At 67.3% G+C, this 17074-nt stretch carries 16 protein-coding genes and 1 riboswitch; of the genes, 12 read left to right on the forward strand and 4 right to left on the reverse strand.

Features of this window, described 5'->3' with window-relative positions:
• Positions 1–2: 2 nt before the first annotated feature.
• The gene (locus ACFVVI_RS08590; RefSeq protein WP_387444534.1) at positions 3–764 is read right to left on the reverse strand and encodes a class I SAM-dependent methyltransferase; all 762 of its coding nucleotides are present in this window, start codon (positions 762–764) and stop codon (positions 3–5) included.
• Positions 761–2281: an ABC transporter substrate-binding protein gene (locus tag ACFVVI_RS08595; protein ID WP_387444536.1), complete on the reverse strand. Its 1521-nt coding sequence runs from the start codon at positions 2279–2281 to the stop codon at positions 761–763. Before ACFVVI_RS08595 ends, ACFVVI_RS08590 begins: the two co-directional genes overlap by 4 nt.
• Positions 2282–2386: 105 nt before the next feature.
• Positions 2387–2520: riboswitch (cobalamin riboswitch) on the reverse strand.
• 79 nt (positions 2521–2599) lie between these two features.
• Here ACFVVI_RS08595 and ACFVVI_RS08600 point away from each other — a divergent pair.
• Positions 2600–3397: an SDR family NAD(P)-dependent oxidoreductase gene (locus ACFVVI_RS08600; protein WP_387444538.1), complete on the forward strand. Its 798-nt coding sequence runs from the start codon at positions 2600–2602 to the stop codon at positions 3395–3397.
• A gap of 135 nt (positions 3398–3532) precedes the next feature.
• Positions 3533–4747, forward strand: a complete 1215-nt coding sequence (locus ACFVVI_RS08605) for an acyl-CoA dehydrogenase family protein (protein WP_387444541.1) — start codon at positions 3533–3535, stop codon at positions 4745–4747.
• Positions 4748–4760: 13 nt separating this feature from the next.
• Here ACFVVI_RS08605 and ACFVVI_RS08610 read toward each other — a convergent pair whose 3' ends face one another.
• Together ACFVVI_RS08610 and ACFVVI_RS08615 are read right to left on the reverse strand one after the other, a co-directional pair.
• A complete protein-coding gene (locus ACFVVI_RS08610; protein ID WP_387445361.1) occupies positions 4761–5678 on the reverse strand; it encodes an LLM class F420-dependent oxidoreductase in 918 nt (305 codons plus the stop codon).
• A gap of 69 nt (positions 5679–5747) precedes the next feature.
• Complete coding sequence (locus ACFVVI_RS08615) at positions 5748–6860, reverse strand: diguanylate cyclase domain-containing protein (RefSeq protein ID WP_378990287.1); 1113 nt, start codon at positions 6858–6860, stop codon at positions 5748–5750.
• A gap of 259 nt (positions 6861–7119) precedes the next feature.
• Between ACFVVI_RS08615 and ACFVVI_RS08620 the strand changes: the two genes are divergently transcribed.
• From ACFVVI_RS08620 to ACFVVI_RS08665, 10 genes are all read left to right on the forward strand, one after another.
• Complete coding sequence (locus ACFVVI_RS08620) at positions 7120–7773, forward strand: TetR family transcriptional regulator (protein ID WP_378990286.1); 654 nt, start codon at positions 7120–7122, stop codon at positions 7771–7773.
• Positions 7774–8074: 301 nt separating this feature from the next.
• Complete coding sequence (locus ACFVVI_RS08625) at positions 8075–8569, forward strand: hypothetical protein (protein ID WP_378990427.1); 495 nt, start codon at positions 8075–8077, stop codon at positions 8567–8569.
• A 2-nt stretch (positions 8570–8571) separates the two neighbouring features.
• Entirely contained in the window at positions 8572–9402 is an 831-nt protein-coding gene (locus ACFVVI_RS08630) for an MlaE family ABC transporter permease (RefSeq protein ID WP_378990285.1), read from the forward strand.
• Positions 9402–10256, forward strand: coding sequence for an ABC transporter permease (locus ACFVVI_RS08635; RefSeq protein ID WP_387444544.1), 855 nt, complete (start codon positions 9402–9404; stop codon positions 10254–10256). The genes ACFVVI_RS08630 and ACFVVI_RS08635 overlap by 1 nt, the downstream gene beginning before the upstream one ends.
• Positions 10257–11522: an MlaD family protein gene (locus ACFVVI_RS08640; RefSeq protein ID WP_387444547.1), complete on the forward strand. Its 1266-nt coding sequence runs from the start codon at positions 10257–10259 to the stop codon at positions 11520–11522.
• Positions 11519–12556, forward strand: a complete 1038-nt coding sequence (locus ACFVVI_RS08645) for an MlaD family protein (protein ID WP_067444678.1) — start codon at positions 11519–11521, stop codon at positions 12554–12556. The genes ACFVVI_RS08640 and ACFVVI_RS08645 overlap by 4 nt, the downstream gene beginning before the upstream one ends.
• A gap of 4 nt (positions 12557–12560) precedes the next feature.
• Positions 12561–13571, forward strand: coding sequence for an MCE family protein (locus tag ACFVVI_RS08650; RefSeq protein WP_387444549.1), 1011 nt, complete (start codon positions 12561–12563; stop codon positions 13569–13571).
• Positions 13568–14671, forward strand: a complete 1104-nt coding sequence (locus ACFVVI_RS08655) for an MCE family protein (RefSeq protein WP_387444552.1) — start codon at positions 13568–13570, stop codon at positions 14669–14671. The genes ACFVVI_RS08650 and ACFVVI_RS08655 overlap by 4 nt, the downstream gene beginning before the upstream one ends.
• Positions 14668–15774 (forward strand): MlaD family protein, encoded by a 1107-nt coding sequence (locus tag ACFVVI_RS08660; protein WP_387444554.1) that lies wholly within the window; start codon positions 14668–14670, stop codon positions 15772–15774. The genes ACFVVI_RS08655 and ACFVVI_RS08660 overlap by 4 nt, the downstream gene beginning before the upstream one ends.
• Positions 15771–17057, forward strand: a complete 1287-nt coding sequence (locus ACFVVI_RS08665) for an MlaD family protein (protein WP_387444557.1) — start codon at positions 15771–15773, stop codon at positions 17055–17057. Before ACFVVI_RS08660 ends, ACFVVI_RS08665 begins: the two co-directional genes overlap by 4 nt.
• The last annotated feature ends 17 nt before the right edge of the window (positions 17058–17074 follow it).

Raw genomic sequence — 17074 nt, forward strand, 5'->3', positions numbered from 1 at the left:
CGCTACCGGATACCGACCACGATGCGGTCGTCACCGTACTGCCAGACGATGCCGGCCTCGGCGAATCCCGCGTCGCGGGCGAAGGCGACGTAGTCGTGCACGGTCGGGCGATCGTGCACGGTGTGCTCGAATCCGCCGTCGCGGGCCCGCACGAGGTCGGCGAGCTCGGGCGCTCGGTTCACCGCGTCCCACCAGGCTGCCCAGTCCTCGGCGCCCGCGGTTCCTCGTCGCTCGGCGCGGCGTGCGGTCATCGATTTACCCAGGGCATCGAGCCGGGTACCGCCAGGACCCTCGTAGAGGTGGTCACCGTCGACGAACAACCCGCCCGGCTTCAGCGCTTGCGCACAGGTCTTGATCAGCGCACGCAACGGATCACGATTCATCCAGTGCAGGGCGGTGGTGCTGACGAACGCGTCCGGGACTCGCTCCAGATCCAGTGCGTCGAGCCATCCCTCGGATCGCAGGTCGGCATTCACTGTCCGGAAGCGTGGCGAAGCCAAGGCCGGTTCGGCGAGACCGAGCAGCAGCGGATCGGCGTCCACGCCGACAACGCGGGCGTCGGGGAACCGGTCGAGCAGCCGCTGCGACAGGGTTCCCGGACCGACCCCGAGATCGACGATCAACAGGTCGTCGCGGTCACCGAGTTCGTCCAACACATCGCCGATCACCTCGAATCGCTGCTCGCGATCGGGCATGTAGTGCTCCTGCTGGCGGTCCCAGCGTTCGAGCCAGTACCGCGCCGTCGCCGCGTCCAGTCCGGTCATCGAGCATTCACCTCGTCGAATCGGGCCCAGCCGTGCGAGTTCGGTACCGCGGCGGGCAGTTGCTGAAAACGATCGCCTGCGGCGCTGTTCCAGGCGGTGTTGCCGAAGAAGACGAAGCCGCCTCGGTCGTACAGGATTTCGTGCATCGTTCGGTAGATCGCCGCACGTCCTTCCACGGTGGGTGTCGACTGTGCCTTGACGTAGAGCGCGTCGAACTCGGCATCGGACCACTTCGTCCGATTCTGCGGCGATCCGGTGAGCAGTCGTGACGCGAAATGGTTCGGAACAGGCAGTGGCCCGGACTGGCCCATCGTGAGGTGCCCGGTGTTGAGCGCGTCGGTGTAATAGGTGTCCTTGGAACCGAGGACGACGTTGACCTTCACCCCACAGCGGCCCGCGTGTTCGGCGAAAAGCCTTGCCGACTCCACGAATCCGTGCGCCACCGGCGCGGTGAACAGGTCGAACGACAGGTCATGCACCCCGGCGCGGCGCAGCAACCGGCCCACCTCGTCGGGATCGTAGGTGTGTTGGGACAGGTCGGCGTAGTACTGGAAGCCTTTGCCGAACACATCGTTGCCGACCTCGCCGTTGCCCTCGAGCGCGACCTTGACCAGCTCGTCCCGGTCGAGCATCCGCATGACCGCCCGGCGCACATCAGGGTTGTCGAACGGGGCACGGTCGGTCTTCATCGCGAAGAAGTAGATGCCACTGTTGGGGGTCGCCGCGAGCGTCAGGCCGCGCCGACCCTGCAGGGTCCGTGCTGCCGACGGGGTGAGGTTGTCGGCGTAGTCGATCTCGCCGCTCTGTACCGCTGCGAGCCGAGCATCGGACTCCGCGCTGACGATGCGCAGTCGCCGGATCGGCGGGGCGCCGTCCCAGTAGCGATCGTTGGCGGTAGCAACGAATTCCCTGCCCGCCGTGAAGGACTCGAACACGAAGGGGCCGGTCCCCACCGGCCGCTCGAAGTCGGTGGCCCCGTTCGGCACGATCTTGGTCCCATAGGCCGACAACGCGATCAGGAACTCGAAAGAGGGCTCCTTCAAGACGATCTCCACCGTGCGCGCATCGATGGCGCGGCTCTGGGCTAGGTCGACCTTGTCGAGCGAGGAGGCGGCGATGAACGGGCGACGCTGCGGCGGCCCGAGCACCCTCGAGAAGGTGTAGAGCACGTCATCGGCGCCGACGGCTTTCCCGTTGTGCCAGACGGCGTCTCGCAGGGTAATGCGCCACCGCGTGCCGTCGGCGTTCGGCTCCGCGGCTGATGCCAGGCGCGGGATCGGGGTCATCGTCTCATCGATCTCGAACAGTCCGTCGTAGACCGATTTCATCCGAGCCTCGTCGATGAACAGCGTGTTCACACCGGGATCGATGCCCTCACCGGCACCGGAGCCCTGGAAGGCGGCAGTGAAAGTGTCGACGGAGCTCCCGGACGAGCGGTTGCACCCGACCAGGGCCGTGCCCGCGGCGAGCGCGCCGCCGAGCAGGAAGGTACGGCGGCGCAGATTCGACGGCTGCATGGATGCTCCTATCGCGTGGGCTCACACGCGACGAAGACATGCGCAAACAAGCCACAACCGGTGTGGCTCGGTTCGGCGCATCGATCAATACCCACGTGATCACGACCGTTTCAACAGTTCATCCGCAGGTATCTGGCTTCGGCTCGGGAACGAGCCTCACAGTTGCGGGACAGCCCCGGACTCGCACCGGTCTTCCCTACGGACAGGCGATATCCTACGCGGTGCGCCGGACGTCGCGAGAAGCCCCGGCTGCTGCGGGTTTCGATCATCTCGAGCTGGGGCGTGTGGCGTTGCGGGTGGGATTGTTAGCGTCGGGCCATGGATCTGGGACTGGATGGGAAACGGGCGATCGTCACCGGCGCGAGCAAGGGAATCGGTCTGGCCATCGCGCGGGGGCTCGCGGCGGAGGGGGTGGATGTGGTGCTCGCGGCACGGTCGGCGCAACCGCTGCGCGCCGCCGCCGACGAGATCGCTCGGCAATCGGGACGACGGGTGATCGCGGTACCGACCGACACCGGCGACGACGAGCAGGTGAAAGAACTCGTCGCGCGCACCGTCGCCGAACTCGGTGGCGTGGACATCCTGGTGAACTCCGCCGCCACACCGTGGAGCGCGGGCGCGGGCGGCGATCTGCAAGCCACCACCGACGAGATCGTGCGCAGGGAAGTCGAGATCAAGGTGCTCGGCTACCTTCGCACCGCACGTGCTGTCGCACCCCATCTGGTGGAGCAGGGGTGGGGTCGCATCATCAACATCAGCGGGCTCGGTGCGCGGCAGGCCAATTCGATCGGGCAGACCATCCGCAACGTGAGCGTCTCGGCGTTGACCAAGAACCTCGCCGACGAGCTGGGGCCGCACGGGGTGAATGTGACAGTCGTGCACCCGGGCCTCACCCGCACCGAACGGCTCACCGAACGTCTCACCCGCCAGGTCGAGCAAGACGGTGGCGACGTGGCCGAGCTGGAATCAGAGTTGGCCAAGAATTCGATTCGCCGGATCATCGACGCGGGTGAGGTCGCCGATGTGGTGACGTTCCTGGCCTCGCCACGCAGCATCGCCATCACCGGTGATGCCATCGCGGCCGGGGGCGGCGTTCCCGGGCCGGTCTTCTACTGACGTTCGGGATGTGATCGGGCCGATTCTATTGCTTCACCGCGGCCCGGTCGGCCCGCGATACTTGCCACATTCGGAGTCGCGCCGATTCGCGCAAGCCATCGATCTCGCCGCCGAGGCGAACCCGGGAGACCAGCGATGACCAGCACCGTCACACCCACCGTCGTTGCCAGCAGCACCTCCCCGCTCTCGGCGGCCGCCGCGCCGAGCGCCTTCTTCAGCACCGAGGACTACCACCGGTTCCACGCCCGCGCGGCCGGTTACGACGCTGAAAACGCCTTCTTCACCGAGGATTTCGAGGAACTGCGCGAGGCCGGGTACCTGCGCGCCGCGCTGCCGCCGCAGTACGGTGGCCGGGGCCTGTCGCTCAGCGAATTGTCCAGGGAGCAAAGGCAATTGGCGTATTGGGCGCCCGCGACCGCGCTCGCGGTGAACATGCACCTGTACTGGACCGGGCCCGCTGCCGCGCTGACCGTCTCCGGTGCCGAGGACTTCAGCTGGTTGCTCGCCGCGGTTCGCGACGGTGAGGTGTTCGCGGCCGGTCACGGTGAACGCGGAAACGATGTGGGACTGGATGATTCGGTGGTGAGCGCCCGGCGCCTGCCCGACGGCTCCTACCGCGTCGACGGCCGCAAGACCTTCACCTCGCTGGGCCCGGTGTGGACCTCGGTGGGTATCCACGCCCGTGACGACTCCGACCCCGCCGACCCGCGCATCGTGCACCTGTTCGTCGCCCGCGACCAGCCGGGGGTGCGCACCGAGGAAACCTGGGACACCCTCGGCGTGCGGGCGACCCGCAGCGACGACACGATCTTCGACAACGCCCGTGCCGAAGCCGCGACGCTCGCGGGAACGCACGCGCCCGGCGGTGCCTACCCCCCGCTGATCAACGGCATCCTCGGCTGGTACCTGCCGCTGCTGGCCAATGTCTACTTCGGGATCGCCCGGCGGGCGCTCGATGTCGCGATCCTGCACGCCGGCACCCGCTCCTCGCTGGTCCCCGGTGTCGAGGCCCACGCCGGCAAACCGGCGGTACAACGCCAGATCGCCGAAGCCGAAATCCAGCTGGACGCCGCGTACGCACTGCTCGAGACGGCGACCCGGGACGCGGACGCCGGCGTCGATCTCGGCGTGTGGGCGGTTCCGCGTCTGTTCTCGGCGAAGGAATTCGCCACCAGGACAGCCAAGAACGTCGTCGACACCGCGGTTCAGGTGGTCGGCGCGTCGTCGGTCAGTCGCCGCAACGAACTCGAACGTCTCTACCGCGACGTCCGCACCGGACAACTCCATCCCCCCAACACCGATGCGATCCTCGACGTGGTCGGCCGCACCGCGCTGGGTCTGCTTCCCTGACCGGATATCGCTCTCAGAGCTGCGATTGCACCTCGGCGGCAATGAGTTCCAGGTGATCGAGATCGGCGAGATCGAGGATCTGGAGGTAGATCCGGCTCGCGCCGATCTCGCGGTAGCGGGCGATCTTGTCGACGACCTCGGCGGGGGAGCCTGCCAGGCCGTTGCTCTTCAGTTCGTCCACCTCGCGGCCGATCGCGGCGGCCCGGCGCGCTACCTCGGCGTCGGTGCGCCCGACGCAGGCGACCAGGGCGTTGGAGTAGATCAGTTCGTCGGTGCGCCCGGCCGCGCGCACCGCGGCGCGCACGCGGTCGAACTGGGCGGCGCTGTCGGCGATCGAGGCGAACGGCATGTTGAACTCGGTGGCATAGCGGGCCGCCAGGCGCGGGGTGCGGACCTTGCCGTTGCCGCCGATGATCACGGGCACCGGGTCTTGCACGGGCTTGGGCAGGGCGGGGGAGTCGGTGAGCTGATAGTGGGCGCCCTCGAAGCTGAACGTCGCCCCCGGCTTGGTCTCCCACAGTCCGGTGATGACGGCCAATTGCTCTTCGAGCAGGCCGAACCTGTTGTCCGGGAACGGGATTCCGTACGCGGCGTGTTCGGCGGCGAACCAGCCGCTGCCGAGGCCGAGTTCGACCCGCCCGTTCGACATCTGATCCACCTGGGCGATCTGGATGGCCAGCGGCCCCGGCAGCCGGAAGGTCGCGGCGGTGACCAGGGTGCCCAGCCGGATACGCGAGGTGTCTCTGGCCAGCCCGGCCAGGGTGATCCAGGCATCGGTGGGGCCGGGCAGGCCCGAGGCATCGCCCATGGCGAGGTAGTGGTCGGAGCGGAAGAACGCGTCGAATTCGAGCTCCTCGGCGGCGCGGGCCACCGACAGCAACGTGTCGTAGTCGGCGCCCTGCTGGGGTTCGGTGAAGATGCGGAGGTCCATGATCACCATCGTGCCCGATGTGAACAGGTCCGGCGCGGCGGCGGCCTGATCGCCGGGCAACGATCGGCGCTACCGGCTGTTGTCCGGGTCGTCCGGGTGGCGGTGGTCCGGCGGCGGGCTGAGTTCGTCCACCACCACCAGGTTCCCGCCGGACTGCTTGGCCCGGTACATCGCCGCGTCGGCGGATTGCAGCAGTCGGTCCGCGGTCGGGCAGGGGCAGCGTGGACAGATCGTCGCGTCGAAAATCGCCACACCGACGCTCGCGGTGACAGCCACCGTGGTTTCCGGCGGTTCGGCGACCACTCGGCACAGCCGTTCGGCTTCCCTGCGCGCGGCGGCCGCGGAGATCGGCGCAGCCACCACGAATTCCTCCCCGCCCGTCCGCGCCACGACCGCCATCTCCCCGGCGGCATCGCGCAGCCGCCGGGCGGTGCGCATCAAGACGATGTCGCCGATGCGGTGGCCCCAGGTGTCGTTGACGCTCTTGAACCGGTCGAGGTCGAAGCAGATGACACACATCGCGGGATTGCGGTCCATCAGCTGTTGTAGCCGGTTCTCGAGACCGCGGCGGTTCAGCAGGTCGGTGAGCGGGTCCGACTGCGACTCGGTGCGCAGCAACGAATAGAGCAGCTGGAACGCGGGCACCGCGCTGACCACCGACGCGAGTAGCAATGCGACCGCGAGGGCGAGTTCGATGCTCCCGCCGCCGGTGGCGATCCGCACCGAGAACACCACCACCGAGAGCAGCGACCACACCGAATGCACGGCCAGTGCTTTGGCGCTGTGGAAAAAGCTCAGGTAGCTGCCGGTGCCGAGGAGCAGGACGGTGCCCATCGCCCCGAACAGTCGATCCTGCAACTGGAGGAATTCCACCGTGAACAGCACATCGGCGCAGGCGATCAGGATCAGCGACTCGGTCCTGCTCGGCCAGGTCAGCAGCCACCAGCGCGCCGCCCACAGGGTTCCCGACAGCACTCCGATTGTCGAAGCGAGGCCGGGATGGCCGGGCGGTCCCACCGGTGTTCCCGCGATCACCGCGCCCATCACCGCGATCGCGGCTCCCGCGAGGCCGATCAGAATCTTCAGCGGAACCAGCGCCGACCTGGCGGCCAGCGTGCGGACGAGCCATCGGTAGTCGACAGGATCGTGCCACCAGTCCCGCAGCGTCTTGCCGTTGTACATCGACTCACCCTTGGTCTCGACCGCATCGCCTATCTGTTGGTTGCGCGTGTGAGAATTCCAGAAAACCCACCCGCTGATCGGCAGTAGTCTAGGTCGGAGCGTCGCGGAATCCCGCCGGTTCGGTCCCGCCGCCGGGTTGCCCGCGACGGTGGTGCCATCACGATCGGCGTCGGCTCATCGATGAAGAGCGCCAGGTCTGCGGAGTCGAGACGGTCGGCCCGGGAGTAGGTCAGTCGACCAGCGGCGATACCGTGGTGGAGTGAAACGGTCACCGGAAACGGACTCCTCGGTCCGGATCATCGACGTCGTGATGGAGATGTTGATGTCGGATGGGTACGACGATCTGCAGCTCAAGGAGGTCGCGCGTCGGGCCCAGGTTTCGCTCGCGACGGTATACAAGAAGTTCGCCACCCGTGACGAGTTGATGGTCGCCGCTGTCACTCGGTGGATGGCGATCAACAGCTATGCCGAACTGGAGTTGCCTGTTCCGGGTGAATCGCTGCGCGACGGGTTGGTCCGCGTCATCCGGCACGTCTTCGAGCCGTGGGAACGCAATCCCAGAATGCTCGAGGCCTACCATCGCGCGCGCAGCGGCATCGGTGGTCGGCAATTGGACGCACAGGGTGTGAGCGCCGTGCTGCCGGTCGCCGCGATGTTGTTCGATGGCTACGATCGCGACTATGTCGAGGACGTCGGACTGATCGTCACCAATTTGATCTACGCGTTGACCGGTCGATTCGTCGACAAGGATCTCGATGTGACCGAGATCCTGCCCATGCTCGAGCGTGCGATCGACCGATTGACCAGTGGCAGCGTGGCCGAGGCGGCGCGCGTTCGGGTGGCCGAGGGCGAGGAGGGTTCGTCGCCGCTCGTGTATCCCTCGTTGGCTGGTCCTTACGGGCCCGCCCGCTAGGCACGGACGGATCCCGCCGGCCGACGGCTCGAACAACCCGAATGACCTGCGGTAAAGCGAATTTCAGGGTTGTACGTCAAGGGCAAATCAATGTGACGTAGATCACTAGTTACTTGGATGAGACTGCTGTCACATGCTGAGTAACCGGATTACCGTGTGGTCGGCAGGGGCTCCGAGCGATCGAATTCCGGGCGTGGGGCGCACCTGTCGAGATCTTCAGATTCGAAGTTTGGATGGGAAGCACATGGCCGCACAATTCGTTGATTCCGCCCACTGGAGAGCCCACGCCCGCCGGCATCCGCTGCGATATCGCCTGGCCATCGTCGCGCCGAATGCCGTGGAAGTTGTTCGCTACGCGGGAGGTTGGCTCTTCGATCGAACAACCGCCGGGTGGGAAGTGACCGTGCTCGTCGACGACCACTCCGACGTGCGCCCGTTGCAGATCCTCGGTGCCACTGTGCTCGATATCGAACAGTCGCTGGCGGCCCCGAAACACGACACCTGGCCGCATGCGGTGGCTGTACCCACCCAGATGGTCGCGGACTGTCGTGTGCGCGATGGCATTCTGGACTGTCTCGACCACCGTTCGGCCGAGCTGTCGCTGTGGGGCGATGCCCTTCCGGCCGAACTGGCGGATCGAGTGAAGATCACCCACCACCGCGTCAGCCGGGCCGCGCGCGCGTTCAAAGCCTGCGCCTTGGCTACGGCGGGATTCCCCGCCGAAGAAGTCGGCCCCACCGAGATGTTCCGTGTCAGCGCGTCACGGACCACTGCTGGATTGGTCTCCGCGAGTTGACCATGGCAACGGCCGATCGTGAGATAGCCGAGTGGGCGCGCGGCTATCTGCGCCGACACCCGATTGCCGCCTTGGAAACGGTCGGTGGCCAATTCGTCCTCGGCATGCGCGCTGTGCGCTTTCTCGCCATCGACACGGTCACCGGTCGATTCGCGTTCCAGGAGTTCGTCCGACAGGCCGCGTTCATGGCGTCGTCGGCGGCCTTGCCGACGATCTTTGTCGCCCTGCCGATCGGAGTGACGCTGTCCATCCAGTTCGGGTTGCTGGCCGGGCAGGTCGGAGCGACCTCGCTCGCCGGTGCGGCCAGCGGGCTCGCGGTGATCCGGCAGGGGGCGCCGATGGTCGCGGCGCTGCTGATGGCTTCGGCGGTCGGCTCGGCGATCTGCGCGGATCTCGGGTCGCGCAAGATCCGCGACGAACTGGACGCCATGGAGATCATGGGTGTCTCGGTGATCCGCCGCCTGGTCGTCCCCCGGCTGGCGGCCGGGGTACTGATCGGGGTGTCGCTGACGGGAATCGTCTGCTTCGTCGGCTTTCTCGCGGGCTACTTGTTCAATGTCTTCGTTCAGGGCGGGGCGCCGGGAAGTTTCGTCGCGACGTTTTCGTCCTTCGCGACCGTGGACGATCTGGTGCTGACCATGATCAAAGCTGTTGTCTACGGGGCGATCGTCGCCGTGGTCGCCTGCGAGAAAGGGCTGACCACCAAGGGCGGTCCGGCGGGCGTGGCGAATTCGGTCAACTCGACAGTGGTTTCCTCGATCCTGCTGCTGATGATCGTGAACGTCGCCTTCACCCAGCTGTACATGATCTTGCTGCCACGGCAGGGGCTGTAATGGCGGCGCAGTACTACCCGCCGGGGGTGCGGCCGGTGCACCGGGCCGCGGTCCGGCTGGCCGCGGGGGCGATGCGGGTCGGCCATATTGGGACGTTCTTGATTCGAGCCCTGTTCTCGATTCCGGTGATGCTGCGGCACTACCGCAAGGAATTTCTGCGCATCCTGTCCGACATCACCTGGGGAAACGGTTCGATCGTCGTCGGCGGCGGCACCGCGGGCGTGATCATCGTGCTCGGCGCGGCGGGCGGTGCGATCGTGGGTCTGGAGGGCTACAACGCACTGCACCTGCTGGGCATGGAGCCCACCGTCGGGTTGATCGCCTCGACCGCCTCGACCAGGGAATTGGCGCCCATCATGGCTTCGCTGGCTTTCGCCGCCCAGGCTGGGTGCCGGTTCACCGCGCAACTCGGTGCGATGGGGATCGCCGAGGAGATCGAGGCGATGGAGGCGATGGCCATTCGCGCGGTTCCGTATCTGGTCAGTACCAGGATCCTCGCGTCGGTGGTCGCGATGTTCCCGCTGTATCTGGTCTGTCTGGCGGCCAACTACCTGGCGGTGGAAATAGTGGTCGGTCTGTCCGGCGGTCTATCGGCGGGCACCTATCAGCACTACTTCCAGCTGGTGCTCAACGGCCCCGACATCGTGTACTCGCTGATCAAGGCGATTCTGTTCGTGATCCTCACCTCGACGATCCAGTGCTACTACGGCTTCTACGCCGCGGGCGGCCCCCAGGGCGTCGGCACGGCCGCGGGCCGGGCGATGCGCGCGTCCATCTCGGTGATGATCGTGGTCAATCTGCTGCTGACCGTAGGTCTTTGGGGCATCGGTTCCAGCGCTCGGCTGGGAGGGTAGATGCCGGCGACTCCGTTTGAGAAGGATGGGCGCGGTCCCGGCGCATTCTCGCTGGTGCTGCGTGGCGTGGTGTTGATCGTGCTGACCGTAGCCATGGTCACGGCACTGTTGATGAAGTCGACGGGCCGCTTCGACGACAAGGTGGAAGTGATCGCCATGCTGGATCAGCTCGGCGATGGTCTGCCCGCCCGATCCGACGTGAAGTTTCGTGGTCTGCTGATCGGCGCGGTGTCCACGGTGGCGCTCGCCGACAACGGCGGTCCGAATCGGGTGACATTGCTGCTCGACCCGGTATACGCCGGGAAAGTGCCGCGCACGGTGACCGCACGGGTGGTGCCGAGCAACGTCTTCGCCGTGTCCTCGGTCCAATTGGTGGACAACGGGCCCGGCCCCGGGCTGACCGCCGACACCGAGATCGTCCAGGACCGCAGCCTGGCGACGGTCCAGTTGCAGACCGCGCTGACCAAGTTGCGCGAGATCATCGCGAGTACGGGGCGGGTCGGGTCCGACACCACAGTCGGAATGCTCGCCGCGGTGGCCGCGGCCACGGATCGGCGGGGTGACGACATCGTGCGCGCCGGTGGGCAACTCGACCGGATCACCAGGGAATTCGATGCGCTACTCGCGCCCGATGGTGGGCCCTCGACCCTGGGCGCGATGGCCGAGGCGGTGCACGGACTCAACGCGGCGGCCCCGGACCTGCTCGATGCCCTGCACTCGGCGGTACTTCCGCTGCGCACGGTCGCCGAACGCGAGGGCGAACTGATGAACCTGCTGTCCGCGGGCAACAACACCCTGTCCAAGGTGGGCGGCGGGCTGGCTCGACATACCGATCAGATCGTCACAGTGACGAATGATCTGGTGCCGGTCCTCGATGTATTGGGCGAGGGAGCCGGCAGTTTCGCACCGATCGTGGTCCGGATCAAAACGATCTCGGATCTGTGGTTCGCCGAGTTCTGGAACTCCGACACCCAGATGGGTACCGGCAAATTCCAGTTCCGGTTGAGCCCGCACACCGCCTACACCCGCGCGGACTGTCCCCGATACGGCCAGTTGGCCGCGCCGAGTTGCACGACCGCACCGGACTCGATCCCCCAGCAGGAGTTGTCACCCAATATGAATCCGCGGTCGTATTCGGTACCCCAGCTGGCGCCGGAACTGCAGGACCTGATCCGCCGGATTCTGGGCGGAGAGGCCAACGCCGCGGAATCGGTACTGGCGCAACTGCTCTCCGACAGTCCGCTCCCGGTGGGTGGCGGCCGATGAGTTTTCGTCGATCACTGATCGGGCTGAGCCTGTTCCTGGTCGTGTCCCTCGGACTGATCTGGGTCACCTTCGTGACGCTGCACCGCGGGGTGGACGGCTCGGCGAGAACGTACTCCGCGATCTTCAGCGATGTCACGGGCCTGCGCGCCGGTGACGATGTGCGGATGGCCGGGGTGCGGGTGGGTCGCGTCGACGGGATCGCGCTGGTCGGCAATCGCGCCGAGGTGCGGTTCCGGGTCGAGGAACAACAGAAGGTCTTCGGGAATACGAAAGCCTCGATCACCTATCAGAATGTCATCGGCCAGCGCTATCTCGGCCTTTCCCTGGCCGACTTCGGGCAACCGCAGGAGGTGGCGCCCGGCGGCACGATCCCGCTCGAGCACACCGAACCCTCGTTCGATATCTCGGTGCTGCTCAACGGGTTCGAGCCCCTGTTCGGTGGGCTGGATCCGCAGCAGGTCGACAATGTGACCGGAGCGCTGATCACCGCGCTCCAGGGCGACAACACCTCGCTGGTGCTGCTGATCGCGCAGGTCTCCACCCTGGCGGAGTCCGTCGCCGGACCGGATCAGGTGCTCGGGGCGGTGATCACGAACCTGAGCCAGGTGGTGGGCGACTTGGCGGCGCACAGCGGTACGGTGAGCACCCTGCTCACCCAGTCGCGCTCGATCATCGACGGACTCTCGCGTCACCGTGACGAGCTGATGGGGTCGTTGACGACCGTCGCGTCGGTGACCGGGCGCCTGGCCACCGTCGTCGAGGACGTCCGGCCACAGCTGAACGAATTCCTCACGCGCGAACCAGGATTCACCAAGCACTTCGAGCAGAACAAGGACAGTTTCGCCTACCTGGGCTTCAACCTGCCCGCACTGCTGAAGGGGCTCGCCAGGGCGAGCCAGGAGGGGTCCTACCTCAACACCTACCTGTGCAACATGGGCGTGACGTTCCTGCCCGCGCTGGCCACCCTGGTACCGACCATCGTCGCTCTGGCCTCGCCGACCGGCGCCATCCAACAATCACCGATCTGCAGGTGAGGCAATGACATCGAAACAGCCTTCGAAAGCCGTGCTGGGGCTGATCGCGCTCGGACTGTTGCTCGCCATCGTCGCCGGGGCGGTGGGTTTCAACTCCCTCAGCGTCGGACAGCAGCGCTATGACGTCGAGTTCGCGCAGGCCGCCGGTCTGCGCGTGGGGGACGGGGTCACCGTCGCCGGTGTTCCGGTCGGCACGGTCGCGGGTCAGCGGCTGGCCGGTGACCGGGTGCTGGTCACCCTGAGCGTCGATCGGTCCGCAGCCCTCGGCGCAGACACCCGCGCCGCCATCAAACTGACCACCCTGCTCGGCGCCCGCTACGTCGAACTGACCCCGGCGGGTGGCGGCGAGATCGCCGATCACCGAATCGGTCTGTCGCGCACCGCCGTTCCCTACGATCTGCAGCAAGCACTCGACAACGCCACCGCGACATTCGAACAGATCGACTCCGGCCGTATCGCCACCTCGCTCGACGCGCTGGCCAACCAACTCGACGGCGTGCCGACGGTACTGCCCGGGCTGCTGGGGAATCTGCGCTCGCTGGCCGCACTGCTGGGCAGCCGTCGCAACGAACTCGGCGCGCTCCTGACCGGCGTGCAACAGTTGACCACGGTGGTCAACGGTCAGCAGGGCGACCTCGCGGCCATCGTGGGCCAGGGCCGCGACCTGGTCACCGAGATTCTCGCGCGGCGCGGTGCGCTCCAGACCCTGATGGACTCGACGCGGCGGCTGGCGGATCAGGTCAGGGTGCTGGTCGTCGAAGACCGGCCCAAGATCGACGAACTGCTGCGCGGTTTCGACGGATTGCTCGGCAGCCTCGCCCGCCACGACGACCTGTTGCGCAACATCCTGCAGATCTTGCCCGTCCCCATCCGCAATTTCGCGAACGCGTCGGGCACCGCCAACGAGGTCGACTTCACCGCGCCCGCGGGGCCGCTGATCGATTCCTGGATGTGCGCGCTGAGCGGGCGCGCCGACCAGGTATCGCTGGCCCCCTACTTCCAGGACTGCAAATGACACGACTCGCCACGCTGGCCAGGATCGTGCTGGTGCTCGGACTCGGCGCGCTCGCGGGGTGCACGGGCAGCCCGGACGACACGGATTCGGCCATCACTGTGACAGCCCGATTCGACAACGGCGCCGGACTCTACGTCGGCAACGCCGTGGCCGTGCTCGGGATGCCGGTCGGTGAGGTCACCGCCATCACCCCGCGCGGTTCCCATGTCGAGGTCACCATGCGGGTCGAGGGCGCGGTGGACATCCCGGCGGACGCGACCGCGGTGACCGTCTCGACCTCGGTACTGACCGATCGCCACGTCGAGTTCACACCCGCCTACCGCGGCGGCGCCACCCTGGCCGACGGAGCGCAGCTCGGCCTCGACCGCACCCGCACCCCCATCGACTTCGACCGCTTGCTCGGCGCCGCCGACGGGATGGCCGCGCAGTTGGCCGGCGCGACTCCCGAGACCGGTCCGATCGCGCGCCTGCTCGATACGTCCGCGCGGATCGCCTCGGGCAGCGGTCCGGAACTTCGGGCCACGATGAACGAACTGTCCGGTGCCCTGCGGCTCGGCGAGGACGGGGGAGCCCAGACCCAGAAGGCGATCACCGACATCGTCGAGCACCTGGCGGTCCTGATTCGCGCTGCGGCCGACAACGACCAGACGATCCGGGAATTCGGCAGTGCTACAGGGCAATTGGGTGGTGTCCTGGCCGATCTCCAGATCGGCGCGGGGGATACCGGCGCGCAGATCGTGCAGATCATGCAGCAGACCGACGACCTCCTCTCGCAGAACAGTGCGAGCCTGCGCTCCACGGTGACCAACGCGGGCACCGTCACCCACGCGCTCGCGGACTACCGCGAGGAGGTCGCCGAGTTCATCGACGTGACACCGCTGTTGCTGAACAACGCCTACAACGCCATCGACGTCGACTACCGCGGCGTCCGGGTGCACGCGCTGCTGGACAAGGTCTTCTTCGACGGCCAACTGGTGAAGGAGGTGTGCAACGTGCTGGGCCTACGCCAACTCGGTTGCAGCACAGGAACATTGCAGGATTTCGGGCCGGACTTCGGCATCACCGACATGCTAGAGGCGATGTCGAGGTTGCCACGATGAGACAGCGATATCGGTCCGCGTCGACCCTGCTGCTGGCCGGGGTGGTACTCGCTACCGTGCCCGGCTGCGCGGTGGGTCTGGGTGATCTGCCGTTGCCCGCGCCCGGCGTCGGCGAGGGCGGCTATACGATCCACGCGGGCTTCGCCAATGCGCTGAACCTGCCCGAGCAGGCGAAGGTGCGGGTACTCGGCGCCGACGTGGGCGAGGTCGCGCGGATGTTGGCACGCGACTACACCGCCGTGGTCACGATGCGCATTCAGCCGGGGGTGGCACTGCCGGTGGGCACCCGGGCCGAATTGCGCACCGCCACACCACTCGGCGATGTCTTCGTGGCGCTCACTCCGCCCGACGCCGCCGCTCCCGGCGGGCCGGTGCTGCGCGACGGCGACACCATCGCGCTGTCGTCCACCCAGGCCGCGGCCACCATCGAGGAGTTGCTCACCACCGCGTCGCTGCTGGTCAACGGTGGGGTGATCCGGAACCTGACCAATATCGTCAACGGCCTCGGACACGCCGTCGGCGACCGAGGCGCGAATCTCGCCGCGCTGCTGGACAGATCGACCAGAGTGGTGCAGGCACTGGCCGCGCGATCGGCCGATATCCGCACCGCACTCGTCGAAGTCGACCAGCTCACCCGGCAATTGCAGGAGCAGCGTCGCCCGCTCGGCGAGTTGGCCGACGTCGCGGGACCGGCGCTCACGGCCGCCACCGACAGTTCCCAGCAGGCGTTGACGCTGATCCGGCAGGTCGATCAGATCAGTCGGGAACTGGCGAAGTTCCCTGCCATCGACGGGTCCGCTGCGGGCATGGTCGCCGACGTCAACCGGCTCTCCGCGGGGCTCAACGCGGCCTCGACCGATCCCAATGCCAGTCTCGCGGCGATGAATTCGATTCTCGGACCGATCATCAAGATCACCAACGGCACCTCGGCGCACGTGAACGCCGATCTGCAGGACGTGACGATCGGGGCGGTGCCCGATCCGGCGCACCCCGGTGATGAGGGCAGCCGGATACCGGACGTGAGCGACTGGCAGGCTCTCGTCGGCACCTTGACCTATACCCTGCTCAAACTGCAGCAGCGCGTGACGGGAGCGGGGCGATGACACCTGCGCAGCGATTTCGGCTCGTGCTCGGCGTGCCCGCGCGCGTCGTGGTCGGCGCGGCCGTGCTCGGCAGCCGGTTCCGGTCCATCCTGTCCAGCGGCGCGCTGGTGCTGACCCTGATCGTCGGCATCGCGTATCTGCTGTTCGGCGCCCTCGGCGTCGACCCCACGGCGGCCACCATGACCGTCCGGGTGCACCTCGCACAGTCCGGTGGGCTGTTGACCGGGCAGAATGTCACCTTGCGCGGTGTCCCGATCGGTGAGGTCACCGCGATCGAGCTGACCTCGACCGGGTTGGTGGCCACCGCGGCGATCGACGCGCAGGCCCGGGTGCCCGTCGGTGGCGCGGTTCGGGTCGCGAGCCTGTCGCTGGCGGGCGAGCAGTATCTCGACTTCCGCCCGGTCGGCGACGAGGGCCCCTACCTGGCCGACGGCGCCGAGATCGAGGTGGAGCGGACTTCGACGCCGGTGCCGCTGTGGCAGACCCTCGCGCAGCTGGATACCACGCTCGCGCAGGTGGATCCGGCGCGGTTGGCGGCGATCGTCAAGGAACTCGGGGTGAGCGAGCAGGGCCCGCGCAAGCTCTCCGACATCATCGACGGTGGCATCTTTCTCGTCTCCACCTTGGATTCGGTGCTGCCCCAAACGGTCGGGCTCCTGCGCGACAGCCGGACGGTGCTGAGCACCGCGGCCGCCGCCTCGCCGGGACTGGGTGAATTCGCCGGTGACGCGGCACGAGTGATGTCGGGCGTGGAGGCGAAGTCGGGCGGATTCGTCGATCTGCTCGGCGCTGCGCCGGGAACGCTCGGTGCGCTGGACGCGGTGCTGGACCAGAACTCGCCCGGCGTGGTCGACCTGCTCGGCAACCTCACCACGGTGGCCGACATGGCGAACTCGCGAGTGCCTGCCCTGCGGGAGTTCTTCTTCCCGACCGAGCGGGCGGGCTCGACGCTGGGCAACCTCACCGCGGCATTCCACGACGGTGGCCTCTGGGGGCTGGTGAATCTGTACCCCCGCTACTCCTGCGATTACAACCTGCCGCGACATTCACCGTCGCAGCCGGACTTCCCCGAGCCCTACCTCTACACCTATTGCCCGAACGAGGACCCGTCTGTCCTCATCCGCGGTGCGCGCAATGCACCGCGCCCGCCGGGTTCGCGTGTCCCCGGTCCGCCGCCGCCGGGACAGGCGACCGCGACGCAGGCGATCCCGACTCCGCTCGGACCATGGACCCTCCCGCTCACCTTCGCCGGGCCGGATCTGTCGACGCCGGTACCTCGGTGAACGGCTCCGGACTCGCA

The sequence above is a fragment of the Nocardia sp. NPDC058114 genome, assembly GCF_042884695.1.
In the GTDB taxonomy this organism is placed as follows: Bacteria; Actinomycetota; Actinomycetes; order Mycobacteriales; family Mycobacteriaceae; genus Nocardia.

Excerpts from the sequence above, each read along its gene's own strand:
- ACFVVI_RS08630 (WP_378990285.1), top strand. The coding sequence starts at position 8,572 with ATGGCAACGGCCGATCGTGAGATAGCCGAGTGGGCGCGCGGCTATCTG.
- ACFVVI_RS08635 (WP_387444544.1), top strand. The coding sequence starts at position 9,402 with ATGGCGGCGCAGTACTACCCGCCGGGGGTGCGGCCGGTGCACCGGGCC.
- ACFVVI_RS08610 (WP_387445361.1), bottom strand. The coding sequence starts at position 5,678 with ATGGACCTCCGCATCTTCACCGAACCCCAGCAGGGCGCCGACTACGAC.
- ACFVVI_RS08605 (WP_387444541.1), top strand. The coding sequence starts at position 3,533 with ATGACCAGCACCGTCACACCCACCGTCGTTGCCAGCAGCACCTCCCCG.
- ACFVVI_RS08590 (WP_387444534.1), bottom strand. The coding sequence starts at position 764 with ATGACCGGACTGGACGCGGCGACGGCGCGGTACTGGCTCGAACGCTGG.
- ACFVVI_RS08640 (WP_387444547.1), top strand. The coding sequence starts at position 10,257 with ATGCCGGCGACTCCGTTTGAGAAGGATGGGCGCGGTCCCGGCGCATTC.
- ACFVVI_RS08595 (WP_387444536.1), bottom strand. The coding sequence starts at position 2,281 with ATGCAGCCGTCGAATCTGCGCCGCCGTACCTTCCTGCTCGGCGGCGCG.
- ACFVVI_RS08655 (WP_387444552.1), top strand. The coding sequence starts at position 13,568 with ATGACACGACTCGCCACGCTGGCCAGGATCGTGCTGGTGCTCGGACTC.
- ACFVVI_RS08645 (WP_067444678.1), top strand. The coding sequence starts at position 11,519 with ATGAGTTTTCGTCGATCACTGATCGGGCTGAGCCTGTTCCTGGTCGTG.
- ACFVVI_RS08660 (WP_387444554.1), top strand. The coding sequence starts at position 14,668 with ATGAGACAGCGATATCGGTCCGCGTCGACCCTGCTGCTGGCCGGGGTG.
- ACFVVI_RS08665 (WP_387444557.1), top strand. The coding sequence starts at position 15,771 with ATGACACCTGCGCAGCGATTTCGGCTCGTGCTCGGCGTGCCCGCGCGC.
- ACFVVI_RS08650 (WP_387444549.1), top strand. The coding sequence starts at position 12,561 with ATGACATCGAAACAGCCTTCGAAAGCCGTGCTGGGGCTGATCGCGCTC.
- ACFVVI_RS08615 (WP_378990287.1), bottom strand. The coding sequence starts at position 6,860 with ATGTACAACGGCAAGACGCTGCGGGACTGGTGGCACGATCCTGTCGAC.
- ACFVVI_RS08600 (WP_387444538.1), top strand. The coding sequence starts at position 2,600 with ATGGATCTGGGACTGGATGGGAAACGGGCGATCGTCACCGGCGCGAGC.